The sequence below is a fragment of the Pseudoduganella guangdongensis genome (genome assembly GCF_009857475.1).
Classification (GTDB): Bacteria; Pseudomonadota; Gammaproteobacteria; order Burkholderiales; family Burkholderiaceae_D; genus Rugamonas; species Rugamonas guangdongensis.
Map to the genome: position 1 here is coordinate 99,106 of NZ_WWCJ01000015.1, position 23,979 is coordinate 123,084.

23 protein-coding genes are annotated in these 23,979 nt (G+C 62.9%); 10 read left to right on the plus strand and 13 right to left on the minus strand.

Annotated elements, in window-relative coordinates; genetic code table 11:
• The first annotated feature begins 5 nt into the window (after positions 1 to 5).
• Positions 6 to 584, plus strand: a complete 579-nt coding sequence (locus tag GTP41_RS19600) for an O-methyltransferase (RefSeq protein ID WP_202419809.1) — start codon at positions 6 to 8, stop codon at positions 582 to 584.
• Between the two features lie 221 nt (positions 585 to 805).
• Here GTP41_RS19600 and ssb read toward each other — a convergent pair whose 3' ends face one another.
• A complete protein-coding gene (ssb, locus tag GTP41_RS19605; RefSeq protein WP_161027266.1) occupies positions 806 to 1,312 on the minus strand; it encodes a single-stranded DNA-binding protein in 507 nt (168 codons plus the stop codon).
• 221 nt (positions 1,313 to 1,533) lie between these two features.
• On the opposite strand from ssb, the gene uvrA reads away from it, so the two are divergent.
• From uvrA to GTP41_RS19630, 5 genes are all read left to right on the plus strand, one after another.
• A complete protein-coding gene (uvrA, locus tag GTP41_RS19610) occupies positions 1,534 to 4,386 on the plus strand; it encodes an excinuclease ABC subunit UvrA (RefSeq protein ID WP_161027267.1) in 2,853 nt (950 codons plus the stop codon).
• 84 nt (positions 4,387 to 4,470) lie between these two features.
• Positions 4,471 to 4,758, plus strand: a complete 288-nt coding sequence (locus tag GTP41_RS19615) for an acyl carrier protein (protein ID WP_161027268.1) — start codon at positions 4,471 to 4,473, stop codon at positions 4,756 to 4,758.
• Positions 4,755 to 5,432, plus strand: coding sequence for an SDR family oxidoreductase (locus GTP41_RS19620; RefSeq protein WP_161027269.1), 678 nt, complete (start codon positions 4,755 to 4,757; stop codon positions 5,430 to 5,432). Before GTP41_RS19615 ends, GTP41_RS19620 begins: the two co-directional genes overlap by 4 nt.
• A complete protein-coding gene (locus GTP41_RS19625; protein WP_202419810.1) occupies positions 5,429 to 6,727 on the plus strand; it encodes a class I adenylate-forming enzyme family protein in 1,299 nt (432 codons plus the stop codon). Before GTP41_RS19620 ends, GTP41_RS19625 begins: the two co-directional genes overlap by 4 nt.
• A gap of 1 nt (position 6,728) precedes the next feature.
• Positions 6,729 to 7,403: a hypothetical protein gene (locus tag GTP41_RS19630; RefSeq protein ID WP_161027270.1), complete on the plus strand. Its 675-nt coding sequence runs from the start codon at positions 6,729 to 6,731 to the stop codon at positions 7,401 to 7,403.
• Here the strand turns inward: GTP41_RS19630 and GTP41_RS19635 are convergent.
• The 5 genes from GTP41_RS19635 to GTP41_RS19655 all read right to left on the minus strand — a co-directional run bounded on the left by GTP41_RS19635 (position 7,400) and on the right by GTP41_RS19655 (position 10,812).
• On the minus strand, positions 7,400 to 8,005 hold the full coding sequence (locus GTP41_RS19635) for a 2-hydroxychromene-2-carboxylate isomerase (RefSeq protein WP_161027271.1): 606 nt from the start codon (positions 8,003 to 8,005) through the stop codon (positions 7,400 to 7,402). The genes GTP41_RS19630 and GTP41_RS19635 overlap by 4 nt on opposite strands.
• A 201-nt stretch (positions 8,006 to 8,206) precedes the next feature.
• On the minus strand, positions 8,207 to 8,824 hold the full coding sequence (locus tag GTP41_RS19640) for a TetR/AcrR family transcriptional regulator (protein WP_161027272.1): 618 nt from the start codon (positions 8,822 to 8,824) through the stop codon (positions 8,207 to 8,209).
• A 40-nt stretch (positions 8,825 to 8,864) separates the two neighbouring features.
• A complete protein-coding gene (locus GTP41_RS19645; protein WP_161027273.1) occupies positions 8,865 to 9,353 on the minus strand; it encodes a GNAT family N-acetyltransferase in 489 nt (162 codons plus the stop codon).
• A 20-nt stretch (positions 9,354 to 9,373) separates the two neighbouring features.
• Entirely contained in the window at positions 9,374 to 9,820 is a 447-nt protein-coding gene (locus tag GTP41_RS19650; RefSeq protein WP_161027274.1) for a GNAT family N-acetyltransferase, read from the minus strand.
• Positions 9,821 to 10,089: 269 nt separating this feature from the next.
• On the minus strand, positions 10,090 to 10,812 hold the full coding sequence (locus GTP41_RS19655; RefSeq protein ID WP_161027275.1) for a hypothetical protein: 723 nt from the start codon (positions 10,810 to 10,812) through the stop codon (positions 10,090 to 10,092).
• A gap of 119 nt (positions 10,813 to 10,931) precedes the next feature.
• Here GTP41_RS19655 and GTP41_RS19660 point away from each other — a divergent pair, with 119 nt between their 5' ends.
• Positions 10,932 to 11,657 carry a DUF6624 domain-containing protein gene (locus GTP41_RS19660; RefSeq protein ID WP_161027276.1) on the plus strand — a complete coding sequence of 242 codons (726 nt, stop codon included), beginning with the start codon at positions 10,932 to 10,934 and terminating at the stop codon, positions 11,655 to 11,657.
• A 3-nt stretch (positions 11,658 to 11,660) separates the two neighbouring features.
• Here the strand turns inward: GTP41_RS19660 and GTP41_RS27190 are convergent, their stop codons facing one another.
• On the minus strand, positions 11,661 to 11,804 hold the full coding sequence (locus tag GTP41_RS27190; RefSeq protein WP_202419811.1) for a hypothetical protein: 144 nt from the start codon (positions 11,802 to 11,804) through the stop codon (positions 11,661 to 11,663).
• Positions 11,805 to 11,807: 3 nt separating this feature from the next.
• Positions 11,808 to 13,016: an RtcB family protein gene (locus GTP41_RS19665; RefSeq protein WP_161027277.1), complete on the minus strand. Its 1,209-nt coding sequence runs from the start codon at positions 13,014 to 13,016 to the stop codon at positions 11,808 to 11,810.
• A 356-nt stretch (positions 13,017 to 13,372) separates the two neighbouring features.
• On the opposite strand from GTP41_RS19665, the gene GTP41_RS19670 reads away from it, so the two are divergent.
• Positions 13,373 to 14,092 (plus strand): PEP-CTERM sorting domain-containing protein, encoded by a 720-nt coding sequence (locus GTP41_RS19670; RefSeq protein WP_161027278.1) that lies wholly within the window; start codon positions 13,373 to 13,375, stop codon positions 14,090 to 14,092.
• A gap of 58 nt (positions 14,093 to 14,150) precedes the next feature.
• Here the strand turns inward: GTP41_RS19670 and GTP41_RS19675 are convergent, their stop codons facing one another.
• Positions 14,151 to 16,013: a phosphoenolpyruvate carboxykinase (GTP) gene (locus GTP41_RS19675; protein ID WP_161027279.1), complete on the minus strand. Its 1,863-nt coding sequence runs from the start codon at positions 16,011 to 16,013 to the stop codon at positions 14,151 to 14,153.
• Positions 16,014 to 16,361: 348 nt separating this feature from the next.
• Between GTP41_RS19675 and GTP41_RS19680 the strand changes: the two genes are divergently transcribed.
• Positions 16,362 to 17,312 (plus strand): D-2-hydroxyacid dehydrogenase family protein, encoded by a 951-nt coding sequence (locus tag GTP41_RS19680; RefSeq protein WP_161027280.1) that lies wholly within the window; start codon positions 16,362 to 16,364, stop codon positions 17,310 to 17,312.
• 7 nt (positions 17,313 to 17,319) lie between these two features.
• On the opposite strand, the gene GTP41_RS19685 is transcribed toward GTP41_RS19680, so the two are convergent.
• The gene (locus GTP41_RS19685; RefSeq protein ID WP_161027281.1) at positions 17,320 to 18,066 is read right to left on the minus strand and encodes an L-asparaginase; all 747 of its coding nucleotides are present in this window, start codon (positions 18,064 to 18,066) and stop codon (positions 17,320 to 17,322) included.
• A 115-nt stretch (positions 18,067 to 18,181) separates the two neighbouring features.
• On the opposite strand from GTP41_RS19685, the gene GTP41_RS19690 reads away from it, so the two are divergent.
• Positions 18,182 to 18,667, plus strand: a complete 486-nt coding sequence (locus GTP41_RS19690; RefSeq protein ID WP_161027282.1) for an asparaginase domain-containing protein — start codon at positions 18,182 to 18,184, stop codon at positions 18,665 to 18,667.
• Between the two features lie 17 nt (positions 18,668 to 18,684).
• Here the strand turns inward: GTP41_RS19690 and GTP41_RS19695 are convergent, their stop codons facing one another.
• The 3 genes from GTP41_RS19695 to GTP41_RS19705 all read right to left on the minus strand — a co-directional run.
• On the minus strand, positions 18,685 to 22,434 hold the full coding sequence (locus GTP41_RS19695) for an SPM autocatalytic domain-containing protein (RefSeq protein WP_161027283.1): 3,750 nt from the start codon (positions 22,432 to 22,434) through the stop codon (positions 18,685 to 18,687).
• Positions 22,435 to 22,592: 158 nt separating this feature from the next.
• Entirely contained in the window at positions 22,593 to 23,489 is an 897-nt protein-coding gene (locus tag GTP41_RS19700) for a recombination-associated protein RdgC (protein WP_161027284.1), read from the minus strand.
• A 56-nt stretch (positions 23,490 to 23,545) separates the two neighbouring features.
• The coding region (locus GTP41_RS19705; RefSeq protein ID WP_161027285.1) for a hypothetical protein at positions 23,546 to 23,979 on the minus strand (434 nt) is incomplete at its 5' end.

Sequence of the window (23,979 nt, forward strand, 5' to 3'; positions counted from 1 at the left end):
ACAGGATGGCCGCCTTGTTGCTGGAACGCCTGTTTGCCGACGCCGACAGCGCCCCATCTCCGGCCCTGGCCGCCTTCGCCGGCCTGTCGCAACAGGAACGCGAGCGCCTGATGCGCAGCAAGGAGGCATACCGCGAGCTGTACGCCCAGTTGAAAGATGTTGCGATTCCCGTCTCACCCGAAACCGGCGCCCATTTATATATGCTGGCGCGCGGCACCCGGGCCAAGCTCATCGTCGAATTCGGCACCTCCTTCGGCCTGTCGACCCTGCACCTCGCCTCCGCCCTGCGCGACAACCTGGCCGCCGGCGGCCTGCTTGACCTGGTCGAATTCCGGGAGGGCGATGCGTTGCAGACGCTGCGCGGCGATATTCCCGGACCAATCGACCTATTGCTGCTGGACGGCGCCAAAGCGCTGTACACCGACATCCTGCAGCTGCTGGAACCGCACTTGCGCCCGGGCGCCCTGATCCTCGCCGACAACGCCGACTACTGCCCCGACGACCTGGCCCTGGTGCGCGCACCGGGCAGCGGCTACCTGTCCCTGCCATTCGGCGCCGATGTGGAGCTCGCCATGAAATGCTGACAAAAGTGAAAGCCATGTCACACCCGCCCCGGAGCGACGGCGTGCTGTTGATGCCTGAAAACCCGATCAAAGTATCGATTTTGCGAAAATCGATAGTAAAGTAACTGATTCCCTTTTTAGCACCGCCTTGCTCAGATGCAGTGCGGCTATGGCAGGAAAAGTAAAAAGCCCCGTAACTTCAACAAGTTACGGGGCTGTTATTGAATCAATTTCGAGGCTGATCAGAACGGGATGTCGTCATCCATATCGGAGAAATTCGGTGCCGGACGTGGGGCCGGGCGCGGTGCCGGGGCCGGTGCGGCCTGTGGGCGCGGGGCTGGACGTGCCGGAGGCGCGTCGTAACCCATGTCGTCGCCGCCGCCCATGCCACCACCCATGCCGCCGCCGGAATCACCACGGCCGCCCAGCATCTGCATGTTTTCAGCGATGATGTCGGTAGCGTATTTCTCGATGCCGTCTTTGTCGGTGTACTTACGGGTTTGCAGGCGGCCTTCCACGTAAACAGAGGAACCCTTTTTCAGGTACTGGCCCACGATTTCAGCCAGGCGGCCGAAGAAGGAGATACGGTGCCACTCGGTCAGCTCTTTCTGCTCGCCGGTGTTGCGGTCTTTCGAACGGTACGAGGTCGCGACGGCGATGTTGGCAATCGCGTCACCGCTAGGCATGTAGCGGATTTCCGGATCGCGACCCAGATTGCCGACGATGATCACTTTGTTGACTGATGCCATTTATGAAACTCCTGAAGGAATGGGGGCCGGTTCGGCCAGCCCCAAAACCACGGAGTTTACCCTAAATTAATAGTCGATCAAATATCGCCCGGCCTGACGCAGCGCAAATTGTTGTCGCGCGCCGATGCAAAGCGGAAATCGTCGCATGACGCAGCAAGCGCGGCCGATCACTGGTATTATGTACAGTATTTGACGCCAGCTTCCCGAAAGGCACACACGCAATGGAAGAAATCCGCATCCGCGGTGCACGCACGCACAACCTGAAAAACATCAACCTCGACCTGCCGCGCAACAAGCTGATCGTGATTACCGGCTTGTCCGGCTCCGGCAAGTCGTCGCTGGCGTTCGACACCCTGTATGCGGAAGGCCAGCGCCGTTATGTGGAATCGCTGTCGGCTTATGCGCGCCAGTTCCTGCAGCTGATGGAGAAGCCTGACGTCGACATGATCGAGGGCTTGTCGCCCGCCATCTCGATCGAGCAGAAGGCCACCTCGCACAACCCGCGTTCCACCGTGGGCACCGTGACCGAGATCCACGACTACCTGCGCCTGCTGTACGCGCGCGTCGGCACGCCTTACTGCATCAACCACCCGGACCACGCGCTGGCCGCGCAATCCGTGTCGCAGATGGTGGACGCCGTGCTGGCCATGCCCGAGGGCACCAAGCTGATGATCATGGCGCCGGTGGTGGCCAACCGCAAAGGCGAACACGTCGACCTGTTCGAGGCCATGCAGGCGCAGGGCTTTGTGCGCTTTCGCGTGCAGAGCGGCACGCACGAGGCCAAGATCTATGAAGTGGACGACCTGCCGAAGCTGAAGAAAACCGAAAAGCACACCATCGACGTGGTGATCGACCGCGTGAAAGTAAACGCGGAGATCAAGCAGCGCTTGGCCGAATCGTTCGAGACCGCGCTGCGCCTGGCCGACGGCCGCGCCATCGCTTATGAAATGGACACCGGCGCCGAGCATGTCTATTCCAACAAGTTCGCCTGCACCACCTGCGGCTACTCGCTGCAGGAGCTGGAGCCGCGCCTGTTCTCCTTCAATAATCCGATGGGCGCCTGCCCCGAGTGCGATGGCCTGGGCCATATCGAATTCTTCGACCCGCGCCGCATCGTCGCCTTCCCCAACCTGTCGCTGGCGTCCGGCGCGGTAAAGGGTTGGGACCGCCGCAACCAGTTCTACTACACGATGCTGGCCGCGCTGGGCGCCTACTACGACTTCGACCTGGACACGCCGTTCGAGCAGCTGCCGGCCAAGGCGCAGGAAGTGGTGCTGCATGGCTCGGGCAAGACCGCTATCCCGTTCACTTATATGAATGAGCGCGGCAAGGCCGTGGTCAAGGAACATACCTTCGAAGGCATCGTCAACAACCTGCAGCGCCGCTACCGCGAAACCGATTCGATGGCGGTCAAGGAAGAACTGGCGAAGTTCATCAACGAGAAGAAGTGCCCGAGCTGCGAAGGCGCGCGCCTGCGCGTGGAAGCGCGCCATGTGAAGATCGGCACCGGCAAGCAGGAACGCGCGATCTACCAGATCGCCGACAAGCCGCTGCGCGAGACCCTGTCCTACTTCGAGCAGCTGAAGCTGAAAGGCGCGAAAAAGGACATCGCCGACCGCGTGATCAAAGAGATCGTTTCGCGCCTGACCTTCCTGAACAATGTGGGCCTGGACTACCTGTCGCTGGAGCGCAGCGCCGATACCCTGTCCGGCGGCGAAGCGCAGCGCATCCGCCTGGCGTCGCAGATCGGTTCCGGCCTGACCGGCGTGATGTACGTGCTGGACGAGCCGTCCATCGGCCTGCACCAGCGCGACAACGACCGCCTGATCGACACCTTGAAGCACCTGCGCGATATCGGCAATTCGGTGCTGGTGGTGGAGCACGATGAAGACGCGATCCGCACCGCCGACTACATCGTCGACATGGGCAAGGGCGCCGGCGTGCATGGCGGCGACGTGATCGCCTCCGGCTCGCTGAAGGAGATCATGAAGTCGAAGGAATCGCTGACCGCGCAGTACCTGAGCGGCAAGCTGGGCATCGCCGTGCCGAAGAAGCGCCATGTGTCCGATCCGCAGCGCCAGCTGACCATTACCGGCGCCACCGGCAACAACCTGAAAAAAGTCTCGCTCAACCTGCCGGTCGGCCTGATGACGTGCGTGACCGGCGTTTCCGGCTCGGGCAAATCGACCCTGGTCAACGACACCCTGTACCCGGCCCTGTCGCGCCACCTGTTCGGTTCCCAGACCGAGCCGGCGCCGCACGAATCGATCAGCGGCCTGGAACACTTCGACAAGGTGATCTCGGTCGACCAGGCGCCGATCGGCCGCACGCCGCGTTCCAACCCGGCCACCTACACCGGCCTGTTCACGCCGATCCGCGACCTGTTCGCCACCGTGCCGGTGGCCAAGGAACGCGGCTACTCGGCCGGCCGCTTCTCCTTCAACGTCAAGGGCGGCCGCTGCGAAGCCTGCCAGGGCGACGGCGTGATCAAGGTGGAAATGCACTTCCTGCCGGACGTGTACGTGCCGTGCGACGTTTGCCACGGCAAGCGCTACAACCGCGAAACGCTGGAAGTCCACTACAAAGGCAAGAGCATCACCGAAGTGCTGGACATGACGGTGGAAGATGCGCACGAGTTCTTCAAGGCGGTGCCGGTCATTGCGCGCAAGCTGCAAACCCTGCTCGATGTGGGCCTGGGCTATATCAAGCTGGGGCAGAGCGCCACCACCCTGTCCGGCGGCGAGGCGCAGCGCGTCAAGCTGTCGCTGGAACTGTCCAAGCGCGACACCGGCCGCACCCTGTACATCCTGGACGAGCCAACCACCGGCCTGCACTTCCACGATATCGACCTGCTGCTGAAAGTGATCCACCGCCTGCGCGACCACGGCAACACCCTGGTCATCATCGAGCACAACCTCGATGTGATTAAAACGGCCGACTGGATCGTCGACCTGGGTCCGGAAGGCGGTGCCGGCGGCGGCCAGATCATCGCCAGCGGCACGCCGGAGGAAGTGGCAGCCAACCCGGCCAGCGTCACCGGCAAGTACCTCGGCCCATTGCTGAAGAAGAAATAAGGGGCCCGGCGGGGGGCCGCGTTGTACAAAAGCGCGGCCCACAAGTAGAATTCAAAGCGAATTCTCCCCATTAAGGAACCCCATATGTCGTCCACTGACCAGATCAAAGCGGCAGTCTTTGCCCAAATCTCCCAACTGCTCGAAGACAAGAGCATCGTGATTACGGACGACATGGCGCTTATCGGCGGCGAGAGCGTGCTCGATTCCATGAAACTGGTGGAACTTTGCCTGGCGCTGGAAGACAAGGCCGGTGACCTCGGCTTTGAGTTTGACTGGACGTCCGAGGCGGCCATGTCGCGCTCGCGCAGCATGTTCCGCACCGCCGGTTCGCTGGCGGCGGAATTCCTGAGCCAGATGGAAGCCCAGAAATGATCGTCGTCACTGGCGCTAGCAAAGGACTAGGCAGGGCTATCTGTGACCGCCTGGTTGCCAGCAATGTGCCAGTGTTTGGCCTGGCACGCAATGTCGACGGCCTGCCCTTCGATGCCATGGCCTGTGATGTCTCGTCCTACGACGACGTCAAAGCCGTGACCCAGCACCTGAAGAAAGACGGGCGCATCGTCACCGGCCTGGTGAACGCCGCCGGCATCGCCTCCATGAACCTGGCCGTGACCACCCCACCCAGCACCGCGCAAAAGATCATCAACACCAACCTGCTGGGCACCATCTACTGCTGCCAGCTGGTCGCGCCGCTGATGCTGCGCCATAAGCAGGGCTCCATCATTAATTTCTCGACCATCGCCGTGGCCCTGGGCCTGAAGGGCGAGTCGATCTACGCCGCCTCGAAAGCCGGCGTGGAGGGTTTTACCCGCGCCTTCGCGCGCGAGATGGCTGATTTCAACGTCAAGGTGAACTGCATCGCGCCGGGCCCGATCGACACCAGCCTGCTCAAGGGCATCACCAGCAAGCAGATCGAGAACATCGTTGCGCAGCAAATCATTCCCAAGCAATTTACCAAAGAGGCGGTGGCGGATCTGGTGGAGATATTGCTGGACCCGCGCAGCCATTCGATTTCTGGCCAGGTGTTACACGTCGGAGGAGCATGATGAAGCTCTTGGAAAAGCTGTCGGCTATCTGGAGTGGCGTTGATTATCCCTTCCTGGTCCATGCCGGACAGGAGCTGTATTTCTCGGACGTGACTGCGCAGGCGCCGGTCGACCTGTCGGCCATCAAACAGGGCGATGTGGTCGCCATCATTGGCGACTTCAATCCCGCCGCCATCCTCACTTTGCTGCAGCTGATCGACCTAGGTGTGATCGTGGTGCCGCTGACGGTGGAAACGACGCACGAGCACGAGTACTTCTTTGAATCGGCCCATGTGGACGTGGTGGTGAACGGCAGCCAGGTCACGCGCCGCAGCCACGCCGGCCAGCACGAGCTGATCGACAGCCTGCGCCGACTGGGCCATGCCGGTTTGGTCCTGTTCTCGACCGGCACCACCGGCCGGCCCAAAGCCATCCTGCACGACCTGACCCTGTTCCTGAAGCGCTTTGAAACGCCGCGCCCGACCCTGCGCACCATTAACTTCCTGCTGTTCGACCATATCGGCGGCATCAACACCCTGCTGCACACGCTGTTCAACAAGGGCGTGGTGATCGCGCCTGAGTCGCGCACCGTGGAATCGATCCTCGCCACCTGCGCCAAGTACGATGTGGAAGTGCTGCCGACCACGCCGACCTTCCTGCGCATGATGCTGATGAGCGGCGCGGTGCCGGACAAGGTGCCGGCCTGCCTGCAAGTGGTCACCTACGGCACCGAACGCATGGACCAGCCGACCCTGGACGAGTTGTGCCGCCTGCTGCCGAACGTCGATTTCCGCCAGACTTTCGGCATGTCGGAGCTGGGCATCGTGCGCGTCAAGTCCGAAGCGCGCGACAGCCTATACATGAAAGTCGGCGGCGAGGGCGTGGAGACCAAGGTGGTGGACAATGTCCTGAAAATCCGCTCGTCCTCGCGCATGCTGGGCTACCTGAACGCGCCCTCCCCCTTCGATGAGGAAGGCTGGTATGACACCAAGGACGTGGTGGACGTGAAGGATGGCTACTATAAGGTCACCGGCCGCGTCAGCGATGTGATCAATGTGGGTGGCCTGAAATTCATGGCCTCCGAAGTGGAGCGCGTGGCGCTGACCTTCCCCCATGTGTCGCTGGTCAAGGCGACCGCCCGTCCAAACCCGATTACCGGGCAGCACGTGGAACTGATGGTACAGCCCACCACGGAAGGCGCGGTTGACAAAGACGCCCTGATGGCATTCCTGAAGGAGCGCCTGCAGCCGCATATGGTGCCGAAACGGATCCGCGTTGAGAACGTGGCCGTCGGCCACCGCTTCAAGAAAGCCTGAGATGACATACCAAGCCCTGATCCGCCAGATGAAGGCGGCCACCTTTGCCGAAGCCGAGGCGCTGGCAATCCCCGTCGCCAACGCGCAGGGCGAAGCCGTCGGCAAGCTGGTGCCCGTCGGCGAGTGGCTGCTCGGCGACCGCGAGAAGATCGAATTGATCAGCGGCTGGCGCAAGCGCGCCATGCGCATGTTCCTGACCCAGTTCGAATCGAGCTATGAGAAAGCGCACGGCTACCTGAAGAACCTGTCGGTCGCGCAAGAGAACCGCCTGCTGTTCCTGATGTACGACGATACCGGGCGTTTTGTCGGCCATTTGGGCCTGGCCGACGTGAACGGCGTCAGCGGCGAACTGGATAACTTCATGCGCGGCGTGGACGGCGGCAACCCGAACCTGGTGTTCCTGGCCGAACTGGCCCTGCTGCATTGGGCCTTCAGCCATTTGGGCCTGCGGCAAAGCGTGGTCAGTGTGCTGTCCTATAACTGGCTGACCGTGCAGCTGCACGAGGAAGTCGGCTTCACCGTGACAGAGAACCTGCCGCTCAAGAAGAACGAAGCCGACGGCGTGGTGACCCATGCCGCCTGCAGCGCGGAAGAAGCCAACGTCAAATACGCGTACACCAAGCTGGCTTTGCAGAAGGCAGCCTTCTACGCCAAGTTCGCCTGGCTGCAGCCTTAAGCGGCGCGGCGGGCGGCCGCCAGCCAGCGCTCCAGTTGCGGGAAGCGGTCGTAGCCCCAGAACGGCTCGCCGTCCGCCAGCACGAAAGGCACGCCGAACACGCCTTGCGCCAGCGCCTCCTCATTGCCCTGCTTGAACTGCGCCTTGATCGACGGGTCCTCCAGTCCTGCCAGGAAGGCTGCGCCATCGATGCCCTGCGCTTCCGCAATCCCCAGCAACACCGCCTTGTCGGCAATGTCCACGCCGTCCGCGTAATAGGCCTGGAAGCAGGTGCGCGCAAACGACACTGCCGCCTGCTCGCCGTGCGCGGCGCGTATCCACAGCATGGCGCGGCCGGGCGCCACCAGCATTTGCGGGAAAGCGCTGGATGGATTGAAGGGAATGGCTTCCTCCTGCGCGGTGCGCGCCGTGTCGCGCGACACGTAGCGCCACTTGGACGGCACCAGCGGCGACGGCAGCACCTTGGTGACCTCCGTCAGGGCCGGCAGCAGCACCGGGTGCCAGCGCACGGTGGCGCCGTTGGCCGCCGCCAGCCATTCAATGCGGCGCGCTGCGAAATAGGAATAGCCCGAGGCAAAGTCGAAGTAGAAATCGAGAACCATGGCCGCTCCTTAATAGTGTTCGCCAAAATCGCTGTTGTTCTTCGGCAGCCCGCGCAGGATGCCCCACAGGCTGCTATGGCTCATGAAGTAAATCCCCACCGGCAGCAATAAAAGTAAGTAGCGCATTTTCCACTCCATTTCGCACACCCGTGCGAATTAACAACAAAAAAAGGCCGCAGGCAGACCTGCGGCAACCCAAAGTCACAAGTCGTTAAAACTCTTGTACGTTGAAATCAGGCGGTTGAAGGCGCGCCGCGCATGGCGCGGCGACTGCACGTCATGCAGGAAGCGCGCGTCGTGCAGCAGGCCCACCACCATGCTGTTAATCTCGAACACCAGCTGCTCGGGATCGGTGTCGGGCCGCAGCTGGCCCGCCTCCATTGCCTGCAGCACCGTTTTGCGCAGCGAAGCGCGCCAGGCCAGCACGCCCTGCACCAGGCGGTCGCGCACCACGCTGCCGTCGAAATCATCGAACTCGAAAGCACCCGCCGTGTACAGGCAGGAGGTGCGCAAGCCCTCGTCGGCGGCGCGCTCGAACCAGGACGACACCTGCGCAATCAGGCGCGGCAGGCCGCGCGGCAGCGCCAGCGACGGCATGAAGACTTCGGCCGCGAAGCGGCGGTCGTATTCGTCCAGTACCGCGCATTGCAGCTGCTCCAGCGAGCCGACGCGCGAAAACACCCCGCTCTTGCTGATGCCGGTGCGCTTGGCGATCTCGCCCAGCGACAGTTTGCCGATACCTTCCGCCGCCGCCATTTCCAGGGCGGCGTCGAGAATGGTGGCGAAAGTCGCTTCGCTCTTGGCGGTTGGGGTATCCATGGGCCTCACTTTAGCACACCTGTGCGAAATAGCAAGCGGTTCAATACGGGTCCGGCGTCCAGACGGCGTACAGCTCGCCGTCCTCCTCCGTCCCGGCCTCGGTAAAGCCGCAGGCGGCGTACAGCTCGCGCGCCACGGCATTGTCCGGCTGGTAGCTGGTCCAGATGCGCTGCACGTCGCCGTGCTTGCCGATCTCCGCCAGCGCCAGCTCCACTGCGCGGCGGCCGTGGCCGCGGCCCTGGTGGCGCCGGTCCACCATCAGGTGGTAGATGGTGTAGTCGCCCGCCTCATCCTCCGCCCCGGGCGCGGCGTACATCAGGAAGCCGACCACGCCATCCTTATCGGCAATGGCGCGGCAGTGGTAGTTCGGGTGGAAGCTCGCCTGCGCGATGGCGTACAGGGTGTTGGCCGCGTGATCCTGCTGGTGCGCATGCAGTTCCAGTTCGGCGATATTGGCGAAATTTTCTTTGTTGACCACGTGCAGGTTGGTCGTGATCCACTTCTTCAGGAAGCGTTGGTATGGTCTCATTGTGGACTCCTTCTTCTTTATCATAGCTCCAGGATGGCGTTCATCTCGCCGTCCTCGTCGATTTCCGTTTCGACGAAACCGATGCTGGCGTACAGCTCGCGCGCCAGGGCGTTATCCGGCAAGTAGCTGATCCAGATCTTGCGCACGCCGCCGCGCGCGCGGATTTCCGCCAGCGCCAGCAGCAGCGCCGCGCGGCCATAGCCCTGGCCCTGGCGGCGGCTGTCGATCATCAGGCGCCAGACGCCGAACTCATTCAGGTGGCCTTCCAGCTCCAGGTCGACATACATCAGGAAGCCGACCAGTTCTTCGCCGGCATAGATGGCGCGCGTCTGCATCTGCGGGTAGAAGCTGGCTTGCGCGATCGAATACGAATTGCTGGCGATGTATGAGCGCTGGTGGTCCAGCAGCTGCAAGTCGGTGATGGCGTCGAAGTTTTGCCGCGTGACGGCTCTCAGTTGAATCTCCATGATTCTCCTCCTCATTGCGCCGGGACCAAAAAACAAAAACCCCGGCAAGTTTCCTTACCGGGGTCTCGTCGTGGGACGTCCGGCTCGGGGGGTGGCAGTTCGCCAGCAGCCCCGAGCGCACGCGCACAGGGCTATCTGGTATTAATAAACTTGATAGCCGTACGTGGCATGGTCGTCCTTTCTTAATCTGGTGAATGAAAAACTGATGAGCGCTGATTCTGCGCTCTTCAGGAATGTAGTGTCAAGAAAAACTTTGTATAAAAATCTACTCAGCTTGGCTTGTACAGGACATCAATGCGCTGGATGATCTTCTCGCTCAGTTTGGCAGTCGCGGCATAGCGCTCGTACACCTGCTTATAGGTGGCCGCGTTGCGCAACAGCCGCTTGCCGTTCACGGTGTTCAGCGCGCGGTAGCGCTGCTCGATGCTGTCGCCCGACTCCAGCGCCACGTCCAGGTAGTTGCGCAGCTTGTCGTGGTTGTTGCTCCAGCCCCGCTCGGAATACGCGATCGCGCGGTGGTTCTCCTGGTACAGCGTCATGATGTCGTTCAGCAGTTCCTGGTCCTCAATGTTGATCAGCTTGCCGCTCGACTTGAAACCCTCGAAGCGGCTGGTGACCGGGCCGAAGAAACGATTCGAGAAAGTCATCTCATACGCGCGTTCGAATTTTTCCGCATCAGGTGAGCCCTTCGGATCGAGTGCGGCCAGGTAGCGGAAGCCGTCGTCGGACGCGCGGTACGCCTCATCCAGCCATGCCAGTTGCTTGATATCGCGCGACAGGTCCGCTTTCAAGCCCAGCAGGAATACCTGCACCTGCTTCTGTTCATGGCGGTGCTCGCTCATGCTATGGAACCAGATACTGATGCTAACCGCAAAGACGATGATCGCGATTTCCAGCGCGATTTCCTTCAGCTTATGCGCCAGGCCGTGCTCCTTGCTGGCGGCCATAGTGACGACGTTCTTGCCATGCTTGGCTACTTCGAGTTCTGCCATTACTCATCCTTGGTTTGAAGAGACGGCATGATAGCGCCCGCACCCGGCGGGAAAAGTCACGCATTCTCACAGCGTCCATCCGTGCTCCGCCCGCACCCGGCCTTTGCTACTGTTTGTTTATGTTAAGCATCTACAAAATTGCGCCAGTGATGCTGGCGGTGGCCTGCCAGCTAGCCCTCGCTGCCGAGCCCAGCCGGATCAGTGTGCATACGCTGGCGGCCGGCAAGGAAGTCGCGCGCATCCAGCTGCCGGTCGGCCCGCCGCACAGCCTGCAGGTCGAGGCCAATCAGGTCGAGCATGAGAAAGGCGGCGTCACCCGTGCCCGCGGCAATGTGCGCGTGACCATCCGCAACGGCAGCAGCAGTAGCGGCAGCACCACCATCACCGGCGAGGAAATCATCGTGCGGCGCAAGGTGCTTGACGCGCGCGAACTGGCCGCCATCCGCGCGCTGGAAAGCATGGGCGCGCCCGGCAAGCGCGACGCCGCGCGCGACCGCAAGGAGCTGGCACGGCTGAAAACCATCATCACCTCGCACGGCTGGCCCGGCGCGCGCTTCGCCGGCCCCGAGCTGGCGGCCAACGCCTTCACCGTGCTGATGCGCACGCCGCCGAAAGAGATGGAAGCCCTGCTGCCCGCCCTGCGCGAAGCCCAGGCCCAGAACGATGTGCCGGGCGCCCAGCTGGCACAGGCCGAAGACCGGCTGCTGGTGGCGAAAGGCCAGCCGCAGCGTTACGGCACCCAGCTCGCCAGCGGCAAACCCGTCATCATTGAAGACGAGAGCGCGCTCGACATCCGGCGCAAGATGCTGGGGTTGCCGCCCATGCCGACCACTTCCGGCCAGTAGCGGCTAGTCATCCCAGCGTTGCCGCGCCAGTTGCTGCTTCTGCACCTGGCGCGAAGGTTCGCTGCGTTTATGGCTGCCCGCCTTGCGCTGGCGCGCGCGCACGGCCAGCGGGTTGCGCGGCTTGGGGAGTTTGATCGTCACCTTCATTATTTATCCTTTCACGCACACGACTTGCTTCAGCGTGTGCACGATTTCCACCAGGTCTGACTGGTGCGCCATGACCTGGTCGATGTCCTTGTAAGCGGCGGGGATTTCATCCACCACGCCGCCGTCCTTGCGGCATTCGATGCCTTGCGTCTGCTCGGCCAGGTCGAAGCGGTTGAATTTGCGCTTCGCCTCGCTGCGGCTCATGCGGCGGCCGGCGCCGTGCGAGCAGGAGCAGAACGCTTGCTCGTTGCCCTTGCCGCGTACGATGTAGCTGCGCGCGCCCATGCTGCCGGGGATGATGCCCAGCTCGCCCGCGCGCGCCGAGATCGCCCCTTTGCGCGTGACATACAGCTTGTGGCCGAAGTGCGCCTCCTGCGCCACGTAGTTGTGGTGGCAGTTGATCGCCTCGCCGTCCAGCTTGAAGGGCGGCACGTGCGGCTCCAATGCCGCCACCACCCGCCGCATCATTTCGCGCCGGTTCAGCATGGCGTAGTCCTGCGCCCAGTCGACCGCTTCCAGGTAGTCGTCGAACAGCGCCGAACCCTCGCTGAAGTAGGACAGGTCGCGGTCCGGCAGGTTCACCTTGTGCCGCATCATCTCCTTGCGCGCGGCGGAAATGAAATAGCGCCCGATCACGTTGCCGATGCCACGCGAGCCGGAGTGCAGCATGATCCAGACGCGCTGCTCCTCATCGATACACAGTTCGATGAAGTGGTTGCCGCCGCCCAGCGTGCCGAGCTGGCAGATCCAGGTTTGCGCGAACTTGTGCTGCATCTTCATGATGCCCTTGTGGCGCGCCACGATGCGGTCGAGGCGGTCGTTCAGCGGGCGGCCGACGCGTGCATGGGCCGAGCCGCGTACCTTGTCGAAGGCATGCTGCGCGAAGCCGACCGGCACCATGGCTTCGATCGCGCTGCGCACGCGCGCCAGGTTGTCCGGCAGCTGGCTGGCGCTCAGCGTGGTGCGCACCGCGTTCATGCCGCAGCCGATGTCGACCCCGACGGCGGCCGGGATGATGGCGCCGCGCGTCGGGATCACGCTGCCCACGGTGGCGCCGATGCCGGAATGCACATCCGGCATGGCCGCCACGTGCGGATGCACGATCGGCAGGTTGGAAATATTCAGCAGTTGCTGGATAGCCGAATGATCGATGTCATCCGTATAGATGTGCACAGGCACCAGGCCTTTGTGCAGGCTTTGCTTGATTGGCATAACGTCTTTCGTTATGCCGGGGCGTAAAAACAAAAACCCCGGCGAGTTTCCTGGCCGGGGTTCGTGTTGGAAGAACGACCGGCTCGGGTGGCATAAGTGCCGGCCCCGAGCGCGTACGCTGGGGGCTATCGATGTTGCTGCGATGTGATAGCCGTACGTGGCATGGTCGTCCTTTCGTTAATTCTGGTTAATAAAAACTACTGAGCGCGATTCTGCGCTTACTGGGCAGCCGGTGTCAAGACCAGGCTGTCACATGCGCCTTCGCTGCGCGTTGATCAACACATCGAGTTGATAATTAAGTAACATAATATTACATTTGTGCTATTGTTATACTCTTTTGACAACACTTCTCTATAATGAATCGCGTCTTCAAAATCATTTGCACCGCAGCACTGGCGGTAGCTGCCAACACCTCCAACGCAGCAACGATCTCTATTACTGGCACTGTAGAACTTTCGCCTCTCTACTACAATAACCTCATATCGATCAGCGGCCGCCTGAATTTAGCAGAGCAACCGATTTTCGCATCGGGCGATGACGTGCATTTAAAGATCAATTTTTCGGATGGAAAAGCCATTCGCATGGGGGATGTGCCTAGCCCATACCCAGGTTGGGATATACGTCACTTCGGCGCTGCGATCAAGAAAGCCGACGGCATGCCTCTAGGGGGGTGGGGCGCACCGGACACCAAGACGTCCCGCGTTCAAGCCCACTTCACCGGCTGGCGCTCGCTGAAACAACTCGCTAGCAAACCAGTATCTATGCCGATTCCAGGCCTTTTCCCTGACGACACAGGCCTGGGCGTCAGCGTGGGTTCTTGGGCTATTAATTTCGGCGAACCTTTCGAGTTCACTGGCATTGAGGCGTCTTTCCACATAGAAGATCTTGGCGTTGCACCGGATTTTGCCGAAATGGTCTTCGTCGGCGCATTTGGCTTCGCCTCAGAGGTGTTTCTGGTGGATGCGACCGACGGGGGAAACCCTGCACAAGTGCCTGAGCCAAGTAGCGCGATGCTGGCAGGTGTGGGGCTGATGGGCTTAGCCACAGTCCTGCGTCGTCGTCGGAAGCAACGGTAAAAAAATGTCCACTTCGGTTCCTGGCCCCGAAGTGGACATTTCATTTAAGCAATGGGGCTTAGCCGTTCAGGCGTTGCTCCAGCTTGGCCATATTGTCCTTCAGCTCTTGCGGCAGGTGGTAAGCCAGCTTGTCGAACAGTTCTGCGTGCAGCTTCAGTTCGGCGCGCCAGGCGTCCTTGTCGATCGAGGTGATGGTCTCGAACTCTTCGGCGGTGAATGGCAGCCCATCCCACTGGATGTCGCCAAAGCGCGGGGTGGTGCCGAAGATGTTTTCGACGCCGCCGCCGGTGCCTTCCACGCGCTCCAGCATCCACTTCAGCACGCGCATATTGTCGCCGAAGCCTGGCCACACGAAGTGGCCGTTCTCGTCGGTGCGGAACCAGTTGACGCAGAAGATCTTCGGCAGGGTGGCGCCCTTGCCTTCCAGGCGCTTGCCCATGTCCAGCCAGTGCTGGAAGTAGTCGCTCATGTTGTAGCCCATGAACGGCAGCATGGCGAACGGGTCGCGGCGCACCACGCCCTGCTGGCCGGCAGCAGCGGCGGTGGTTTCGGAGCCCATGGTCGCGGCCATGTAGACGCCTTCGATCCAGTTGCGCGCTTCGGTCACCAGCGGCACGGTGGTGGAGCGGCGGCCGCCGAAGATGAAGGCGGAGATCGGCACGCCGGCCGGATCATCCCAGGCCGGGTCGATCACCGGATTCTGGGTGGCGGACACGGTGAAGCGGGCGTTCGGGTGCGATGCCTTGGTGCCGGACGCCGGGGTCCAGTCCTTGCCTTGCCAGTCGATCAGGTGCGCCGGAGCTTCCTTGGTCAGGCCTTCCCACCACACGTCGCCATCGTCGGTCAGCGCGACGTTGGTGAAGATGGTGTTCTCGTTCAAGCAGGACATGCAGTTCGAGTTGGTCTTGGTGTTGGTGCCAGGGGCCACGCCGAAGTAACCTGCTTCCGGGTTGATCGCGTACAGGCGGCCATCCTTGCCCGGCTTGATCCAGGCGATGTCGTCGCCGATGGTGGTGACTTTCCAGCCGTTGAAGGTCGCCGGCGGGATCAGCATGGCGAAGTTGGTCTTGCCGCAGGCCGATGGGAAGGCGGCCGCCACGTAGTGCTTCTTGCCCTCTGGCGATTCCACGCCCAGGATCAGCATGTGTTCCGCCAGCCAGCCGTCGCCGCCAGCCTGGGCTTCCTTGTAGCCCATGGTGGAGGCGATACGCAGCGCGAAGCACTTCTTGCCCAGCAGCGCGTTGCCGCCGTAGCCGGAGCCGTAGGACCAGATTTCACGGGTGTCCGGGAAGTGGACGATGTACTTGGTCGGGTTGCATGGCCATGGCACATCCTTCTCGCCGGCCGCCAGCGGCTTGCCGACAGTGTGGATGGCCGGCACGAATTCGCCATCGGTGCCCAGCACGTCGTACACGGCCTTGCCCATGCGCGTCATGGTGCGCATATTGACGGCCACGTAGGGCGAGTCGGACAGTTCCACGCCGATGTGGGCGATTGGCGAACCCAGCGGGCCCATTGAGAACGGCACCACATACATGGTACGGCCGGCCATGCAGCCGTCGAACAGGCCGTTCAGGGTGCCGCGCATTTCTTGCGGGTCGATCCAGTTGTTGGTCGGGCCGGCCTCCTCCTTGGTCTGCGTGCAGATGTAGGTGCGGTCTTCCACGCGAGCAACGTCGGATGGGTCGGAGCAAGCCAGGTAGGAATTCGGGCGCTTGGCTTCGTTCAGCTTTTTCATGGTGCCGGCGGCAACCATTTCCGCGCACAGGCGGTCGTATTCTTCCGCCGAGCCATCGCACCAGTAGATGCGTTCAGGCTTGGTCAATGCGGCGACTTCCGCCACCCAATTGATCAGCTTTTGCTGTTTGATGTAAGCTGGCGCGTTCATTGTTGCGACGCCTCCCATAACGGGCTGATTCATAGTACCTCCAATGCCAATAAAGAATTCTGTCTTGTCCCGGCACGGCAGGAATCGTCGTCAGCTGATAGCTTGCGCGCTGAAGACAGGATGCTTCGGCGGAGTACGGCGGTTCTGTCGATGCGCCCGATTTCTCGAGGGCGCGCGCGCCTGGCGGGGGTGGGCACAGGCGCTGGAACATGTGCTGCTGGAGCCGGTTTGGGCTCCCTGAATTGCGCCGATTGTACACCTGCGTCCCGGCCTTTCCGACAAAAATGTAGGAATAATGGTTGAGCAAAGTAGTAGGCTATTCCAGATATTCACAATCCCGTTATTTCCCTACCATTTTCATCACAAAATCTGCTAACTGCCATGAAAATCGCCATCCTTGATGATTACCAAAATGCAACCAGTGGCTTGAAATGCACTAGCCTGCTGGCCGGGCACGAGGTCAAGGTGTTCACCAATTCCGTGCGCGGCATGGGCCAGCTGGTGGCGCGCCTGGCGCCGTTCGAGGCGCTGGTATTGATCCGCGAACGCACTGCCTTCAACCGCGCGTTGCTGTCGAAGCTGCCGAACCTGAAAGTCATTTCCCAGACCGGCAAGGTGAGCGGGCATATCGATATGGAGGCCTGCCGCGATCTCGGCATTACGGTGCTGGAAGGCGCGGGTTCACCGACCGCGCCGGCCGAGCTGACCTGGGCCCTGGTGCTGGCGGCGCGGCGCAAGCTGTTCCAGTACGCCGGCAAGCTGCGCGACGGCCAATGGCAGCAGGTATCGATCCGGCATGAGCACAACACGCTGGGCAAGGTGCTGGCCGGCAGCACGATGGCAATCTGGGGCTACGGCAAGATCGGCCAGCTGGTGGCCGGCTACGCCAAGGCCTTCGGCATGCGGGTGATGGTCTGGGGCAGCGCTGGCAGCCGCGCCGCCGCCGTGGCCGATGGCTACCAGGCCGCCGCCTCGCGCGACGCCTTCTTTGCCGAGGCCGATGTGCTGTCGCTGCACCTGCGCCTGGCCGACGCCACGCGCGGCATTGTGACGGGCGACGACCTGGCGCGCATGAAGCCCGACGCCCTGTTCGTCAACGTCAGCCGCGCCGAGCTGGTGGCGCCCGGCGCGCTGGAAGCCGCGCTGGGCGCCGGCTGCCCCGGCTACGCCGCGCTCGATGTCTTCGAAACTGAACCCTTGCCGGAAAGCTCGCCGCTGCTGCGCATGCCGAACGTGCTCTGCACGCCCCACCTCGGCTACGTCGAGCAGGACAGCTACGAGCTCTACTTCCGCCACGCCTTCCAAAACCTTGTCGCCCACATCAACCGCTGAACCCTTCTCACCCCGCCGTTGGCACGGACTGGGTGGCCGGGGGCAGGATGTGGGGCTGGCTCCAGAGTCCGGCCCAGCCTGGGGGCCAGGCGATCGTTGGGCCGCTATAGGGCTTGAGGTTGGCGCGCACGGGGACCACCGGGACGGGCGGCATCTCGGTCAGCGGGGCGCCGGGCGCGCGCGCCATGTCGAGGCTGTACATATAGCCGGGCAAGAGGGCGTCGCACACCTGAGCGAACCAGGCGCTGTGGTCTTCGTCGCGGCCCAGCGCTTGCGCCAGGCCTTGCGGGTCAAAGCGGGCCAGGGCGTGCACCAGTTCCTCGGTGCTGGCGCCGGGCTGGTCGCCCCAGCCCATGACGGGGTTGAAGATGTAGTCGGCGCCGGAGCCGTACCAGCCTTCGCGCCAGGAGCGCTGCATCCAGTCGCGCGGGCCGGTGAACAAGTGCCAGCGCCAGTGCAGGCCGGAGGGCTTGGGCCAGGAGTACAGGTATAACTTTTGGTAGCCGGCGCGGTGCAACTCGCGCACCACGGCCATCAGCCGGGCGTGCGGCATGCGGTCGGGCGGGGCGCGCCGGAACAGGATCGCTTCGCCATCGGCAAATTGCACCTCGTCGCTGGAGAGATTCAGGTCGAGCGTGCGCGCTTCGTTGCCGAAGCGGGCGGAAATCCAGCCTGTGAGCAGGTTCACTGCGGTGATGACTCCGTAGCCGCGATAGCGGTGGAAAATCACGGTTCCGGGGGCGAGCGCTTTCATGGTGGTGCCGGGCAAAGAAGCCAGTGTAGTCAACCGTTGGGCGGAATGCCAGCCGAAGTACGCAAACTTTTTCGGCTATCATGCTCGCCATTCATTGATTTCATTTTAATTCATCATGACCCTGCGCATCATTGCCACCGGTGGCACCTTCGACAAGCATTACAACGAACTGAACGGCACGCTGGCCTTCGCTGAAAGCCATTTGCCGGCGGCTATCAAGCGTGCGCGCATCACCACGCCGTGCGCGCTGGAAGTGGTGTCGCTGCTCGATTCGCTGGATATGGTCGAGGCCGACCGCCAGCGCGTGCTGGCTGCCTGCCAGGCGGCCAGCGAGAAGGCGATCGTCATCGTGCACGGTACCGATACCATGCCGCAAACCGCAGCGGTGCTGGGCCCGGCGATCAAGGATAAGACCATCGTCTTCACCGGCGCCATGATCCCTTACGAGATCGATCATTCGGACGCGTTCTTCAATATGGGCTTTGCCTGCGGCGTGGCGCAAGTGCTGCCGCCGGGCGTGTATGTGGCGATGAATGGCCAGATCTTTGCCTGGGATAACGTGCAGAAAAACAAAGCGGCTGGAGTGTTCCAGCCGCTCTGACGGTTTGCCTGCCCGCGTCAGGACTTGTTGGGCAGCGCCAGCACCTCGTGGCGCGCCTTCGGTTCCAGCGCGTCCAGCCTGGTGTGGCTGGCGGCGGCCGAGGTGCCTGCCAGCAGGCGCTGGCCGTTGGCGTCGTAGTCCTGCATGACGGCCGCCATGGCGCCGGCCAGCGTGGCCGAACTGCTCTGCCCCGGCGGCATGGTGAGGCTGGATGGGGTCGGCAGGCTGGCCGGTGCTTCACCAGTGCGGATGGCCTGCGCCAGTTCGCTCACGGCTTTGCTCAGCGGTGATTGGGCGAACCAGACGTCGACCATTTCATGCTGCGTGCCATCGGTCGTGGTATAGCTCGATGCCAGGCCGACGATGTTTTCTTGCTGCTGGCGATGCATGGCCTGGGCTGCAAGGTTGAGCTCGGCGATATTGCGCTGGGCCAGTGTGCTGAGCTCGCCGGACTGGGTAATGCCGTCGGCGTTGGCATCAACCCAAATGCGCAATTCCCCATAGGCCCGGTCGGCGGCGCTGATCACGCCATCCTTGTTACTGTCCAGTTCGGACAAGGCTTGGTAACCATCTTTTGCCTTACTGCCGTCGGCAAGCCTGGTGCCGCTGCCGAACAGTTCAGCGCCATCGTTGATGATGCCGTCGCCATTCAGGTCGCGCACCAGCATGCCGTCGCCCTGGCCGACCCAACCGGTCTGGCCGGATTGACCGTCGGCATCGACGTCGAACTGCACGCCAGCCGCCAGGCCGAGGGTTTGCACGCCGCCGCCATCGAGGTCGAGCGCAATCGGAGTCTGCCAGAACGCCAGCAACTGCTCGCCACTCATCAGCGCGATTTGCGCGGTGGAGACGGCGCCAACTTGCTGCGTCGTAAAGGCCTTCAGCTGCGTGGTGGACATGGCCGCCAATTGCTGCGCCGTCAGCGATTTAATCTGGACGGTCGAAATGGCGATGACCTGCTGGGTTTGCAGCGCCGCCACCTGCATGGTCGACATGCTGCGCAGGACCAGGCCCTTCATGGCAGCCAGGTCGAGGGTTTCCAGGGCAACGATATCGTCGGTCGACAGCGCTTCCAATTGGCGCGACGTCAACGCCGCCACCTGGGCGGTGGTCAGGCCGGCAATCTGCAGGGTCGACAGGGCGGCGATCTTGTCCTCATCGAGGCCGGCAAACACAGTGGCTTTGATGGAGGCGATATCGCCGGTATCGAGTGCGGCAAACGCATCGGTCGAGAGGGCCGCCAGCTGCTTGCTGCTCAGCACGCCGATGTGCTTGGAGGTCAAGCCCAAGGCATGCGAACTGGTCAGCACAGCCAGGGCGCTGGTGCTGAGCGACATGAACTGGCGCGAACCCAGCGAACCGAGTTGGTCGCTGCTCAGCGCCAGCAATTGGGCGCTGCTCAGGCCGGCAAGCGCGCCGGTGCTCAGCGCCGACAAGCCTTCGGTATCCAGGGCGGCGATGAAGTCGGTCGACAGGCCGGCGATCTGGCGGCTGCCGATGGCGCGGAACTGGGCCGAATTCAGCGCGTTCAGTTGCGCCGTGTTCAGCATGGCAAACTGCTCGCTCTCCATGCCGGAAATGACATTGGTGCGCAGGGCGCCGATATCCGCCGTTTCAATCGCGGCCATGGCGTCGGAGGACAGGGCATTCACCTGGACGGCGCTCAGTCCCGCGAACTGCTGGCTGCTCAAGCCAGCGACTTGTTCGGTTTTCAGGCCCGCCAGCGCGGCGGTCTGGAGCGCGCCCACCTGGCGCGTGCTCAGCGCCGACAGTTGCGCCGTGCTGAGGGCAGCAATATGGCTGGAGCTGAGTTGGCGCAAGGCGCCGGTGCTCAGGGCTCCCACTTGCAGCGAGGTCAGGCTGTCCAGGTCATCGTCGGCCAGCGCCAGGAACTGGCGGCTGGTCAAGGCTGCTATCTGCGCCGTGGTGAGCGCGGCGATATGGTGCGTGCCGAGCGCAATGATCTGGTCGGTCGTCAGTCCGCTAATGCTGGCGGTGCGCACCACGGCCAGATCGGCCGTTTCCATCGCGGCGATATCTTCGGTCGAGATCATCGACAGCTGGCCTTTGCTCAGCAAGGCAGCTTGTTCCGTACTGAGCCCCACGACCTGGGCCGTGGTCAGGCCGGCCATGGCACTGCTGCGCAGGGCGGCGAACTGGCTGGAGGTGAGGCTGTCGAACAGGCTGCCGGCGCCGGCGCCCAGTACCGGGATCTGTTCCGACGTCAGCGCGGCAATCACGTGCGTGCGCAACCCGGCAATGGCATTGGTGGCGATGACGCTGATATTGTCGGTCGACAGCGCGGCAAACTGGTTGGGCGTCAGACCGCCCAACTGGACCGAAGTCAGGGCCGTGAACTGGGTGGTTTGCAGGCCTTGGATGCCTTTGGTCGAGAGCGCTTCTAACTGGCGTGTGCCGAGAGCCCGCAACTGGTCGGTGCTCAGGCTTGCCACCTGGTCGCTGCGCAGCCCATTCAGCAGATTGCGGCTGAGGCCGGCGATGCTGGTAGTGCTCAGCTGCGACAAGGCGCTGCTCGACAGCGCGACCAAGTGGCGCGTGTTCAGGGCCGCCGCCTGCTTCGAGGTCATGGCCGCGATCTGACTGCTGGTCAGCAGGCTGACCTGGTCGGAACTCAGGCCGGCAATCGCGCCCGTGCTGAGCGCGGCAAAGTCGGCAGTTTCAATCGCGACCAGGGCCGCGCTCGACAAGCCGTTCAGCTGGACGGCCTTCAGCGCGCTGGCCTGCTCGGTGGTCAAGGCGGCGATCTGGCTGCTGCTCAAGCCTTGCAGCGAGCTGCTGCGCAGGGCGCCGATCTGGCCCGAGCTCAGGCTGGCGATCTGGGTCGTGCTCAAGGCGCTTAGCTGGACCGAGCTGAGGGCGGTCATGATGCGCGTGCCGAGCGCGGCCAGTTCGCTGGTCGAGAAGGAAGCGATCATATCGGACGGCAGTGCCGCCAATTGGCGGCTGTTCAGGATGCCGAACTGGGCGGTGGTGAGCGCCTCCAACTGGGCGCTGGTCATCACGGCCAGCTGCGCCGTGCTCAGGGCCATGATGGCGCTGCTGCGCAGGGTGGCCACGTCGGCGGTGGACAGGGCCAGGATATCGTCGGTGCCGAAGGCGCGCATCTGGGCGCCGATCAGGGCGGCAATCTGGCCGCTGGTCAGGGCTTCGATCTGGGCGGTGCTGAAGGCCGCCAGCTGGGCAGTGCCCAGGGCGCGCACGAAATCGCTGCTGAGCACCACCAGGTCTTGCAGCTCCATGCCGGCGATGGCCCTGGTGCTCAGGGAGCTGGCCTGGCGCGTGGCCAGGGCGCTGGCCTGCGCGGTGGTGATGGCGGCCATTTGCTCTGCGGTCATGCCTTTCAGGGCGGTTTGCGACACGGCGCGCAAATCCTCCACCTGCATGGCCGCGATATTGGCCGTGCTCATGCTGGCGAAACTGCGCGAGGTCAGGCCTGCCACCTGTTGCGGGGTCAGTGCGACGATCTGGGCCGTGTTCAGGGCGGACAGGAAGCCGGTATTGACACTCGCGGCCCCATTCACGTTCAGCGGCCGCAGCGCGGCGATCACGGCCGGCGTCAGGGCGCTGAGGTTGGCGGTGGGGATGGCCGCCAGGCGCGCGCCTGCCACCGCTGCCATTTGCGTCGGTGAAAACGCAGCTATCTGGCCGGCATTCAGCGCTGCCCAGTCCGCAGTGGAGATCGCTGCGACTTGCGTCACCGTCAGTGCCGCCAGCTGGGCGGTGGTCATATCTGTGATCGTGCTCATGGGTCACCCGCCATGCCTAAGGACTGCTTAGGTTACCACAAAAGGACCCTGATTAATTCCGGAAGGCAATACCTTGCCTAAAAAAACGACAGTAGCGGCGCCGCTACAGGGGGAATGGCCGGGCATTGCCCGGCCGAAATACTTGCAAAATAAAAGGTTCAGGCCTTGGCTTCGCCGCCGAGGGCTTCCACCACATCGTTGAGCAACTTGTTGAGCTCGCCGGTCATGAGCATGAAGTCGCCGTCGAAGCGCTCGTCGTCATTGCGGGTGACGGCGTCGTTTTCCTTCATCACGTCGAGCGGCTTGACGCTCTTGATGGCCAGCGCCTCGGTCAGCACGAAGCTGATCTTGCTGTCCCAGGTCATGGCCAGGCGGGTGCACTGCTTGCCGGCGGCAATGTGGCGGCGCACTTCTTCCGGCTCCAGGGTGTGGCGCACGTAGCGCACGGCGGCCTTGCTCTCGCCGGTGGCGCGCAGTTCGGTGTCCATGTCGACGGTGAAGCCGGCCGGCGCTTCGTCGTCCTGCAGCCAGGCGGTCATGACGCCGACCGGCGAGCGCTGCACGCGCAGGCTTTCGATCGGCATGCGGTCGACGGCTTTCAGCAGCATCTTGATGATGTCGTCGGCCTTGGCCGGGCTGGCGGCATCGACCACCAGCCAGCCATTGACCGGGTCGATCCAGCACCAGGTGTTGCCGCGGATGGTGAAGGCGCGCGGCAGCAGTTCGTCGTGCACGCGTTCCTTGAGTTCTTTCATGGCTTTCTTGCCGGGGGCGAAGCCTTGCTGCTCTTCCAGCTCGGCGGCGCGCGCCTTGGCCACCTGGTTGACCACGGTCGATGGCAGCAGCTTTTTCTCGGTGCCTAGCACCAGCAGCATCTGCTTGTTGACGACGTGCACCAGGCCGCCGTTCGGGCGCGGCTTGTCCCAACCCTGGCGCATCAGCTCATTGCTGCTGGCGGGGGAGAAGGCTTGCGACTGAAGGGCTTCTTCGAGTTGTTCTGGCGTAAATGCCCAAGGGGCAGGCAGGCGGTAAACCTGGAGATTCTTGAACCACATAAACGTTATCGACCTTGATCAGCTTTTTCCACGGGAACGACATTCTACATGGCTCATCAGGGGCAAGTCATGACCTTTGTCTTATTGCCGTCACGGAAGGGGTCCTGGCCCCGGGCGCCGACCAGATTGGTGTATTCGCAATACTCCTGGTTGCCTTTGCGGTAGCGCTTCATGGTCACGCCATCGCCCAGGTCCGAGCTCTGCTCCAGCACCCAGTCCTTGTTCTGTGCCTTGCTGATGGCCATGCCCAGTTTGGTGTCGGGCTGGATATAGGTGGCAAACTTGTTCAGGCTTTCCTTGCGCAGCTGGCGGTCGACCCCGGCGGCGGCGTGGCGCGCGCGTTCCAGGGCGGTTGCCGGGACCTGGTCCGGTACCGCAAAGGGGTCGGGCGCAGCGGAGGCGGCCGGCACGGTCACGGCTTCGGCCACGGGCGTGGCGTTGTCGGCGGCGGCCGGCGCGCTGGCCGTGCGGGTGGCTGGCGCCGGCGGCG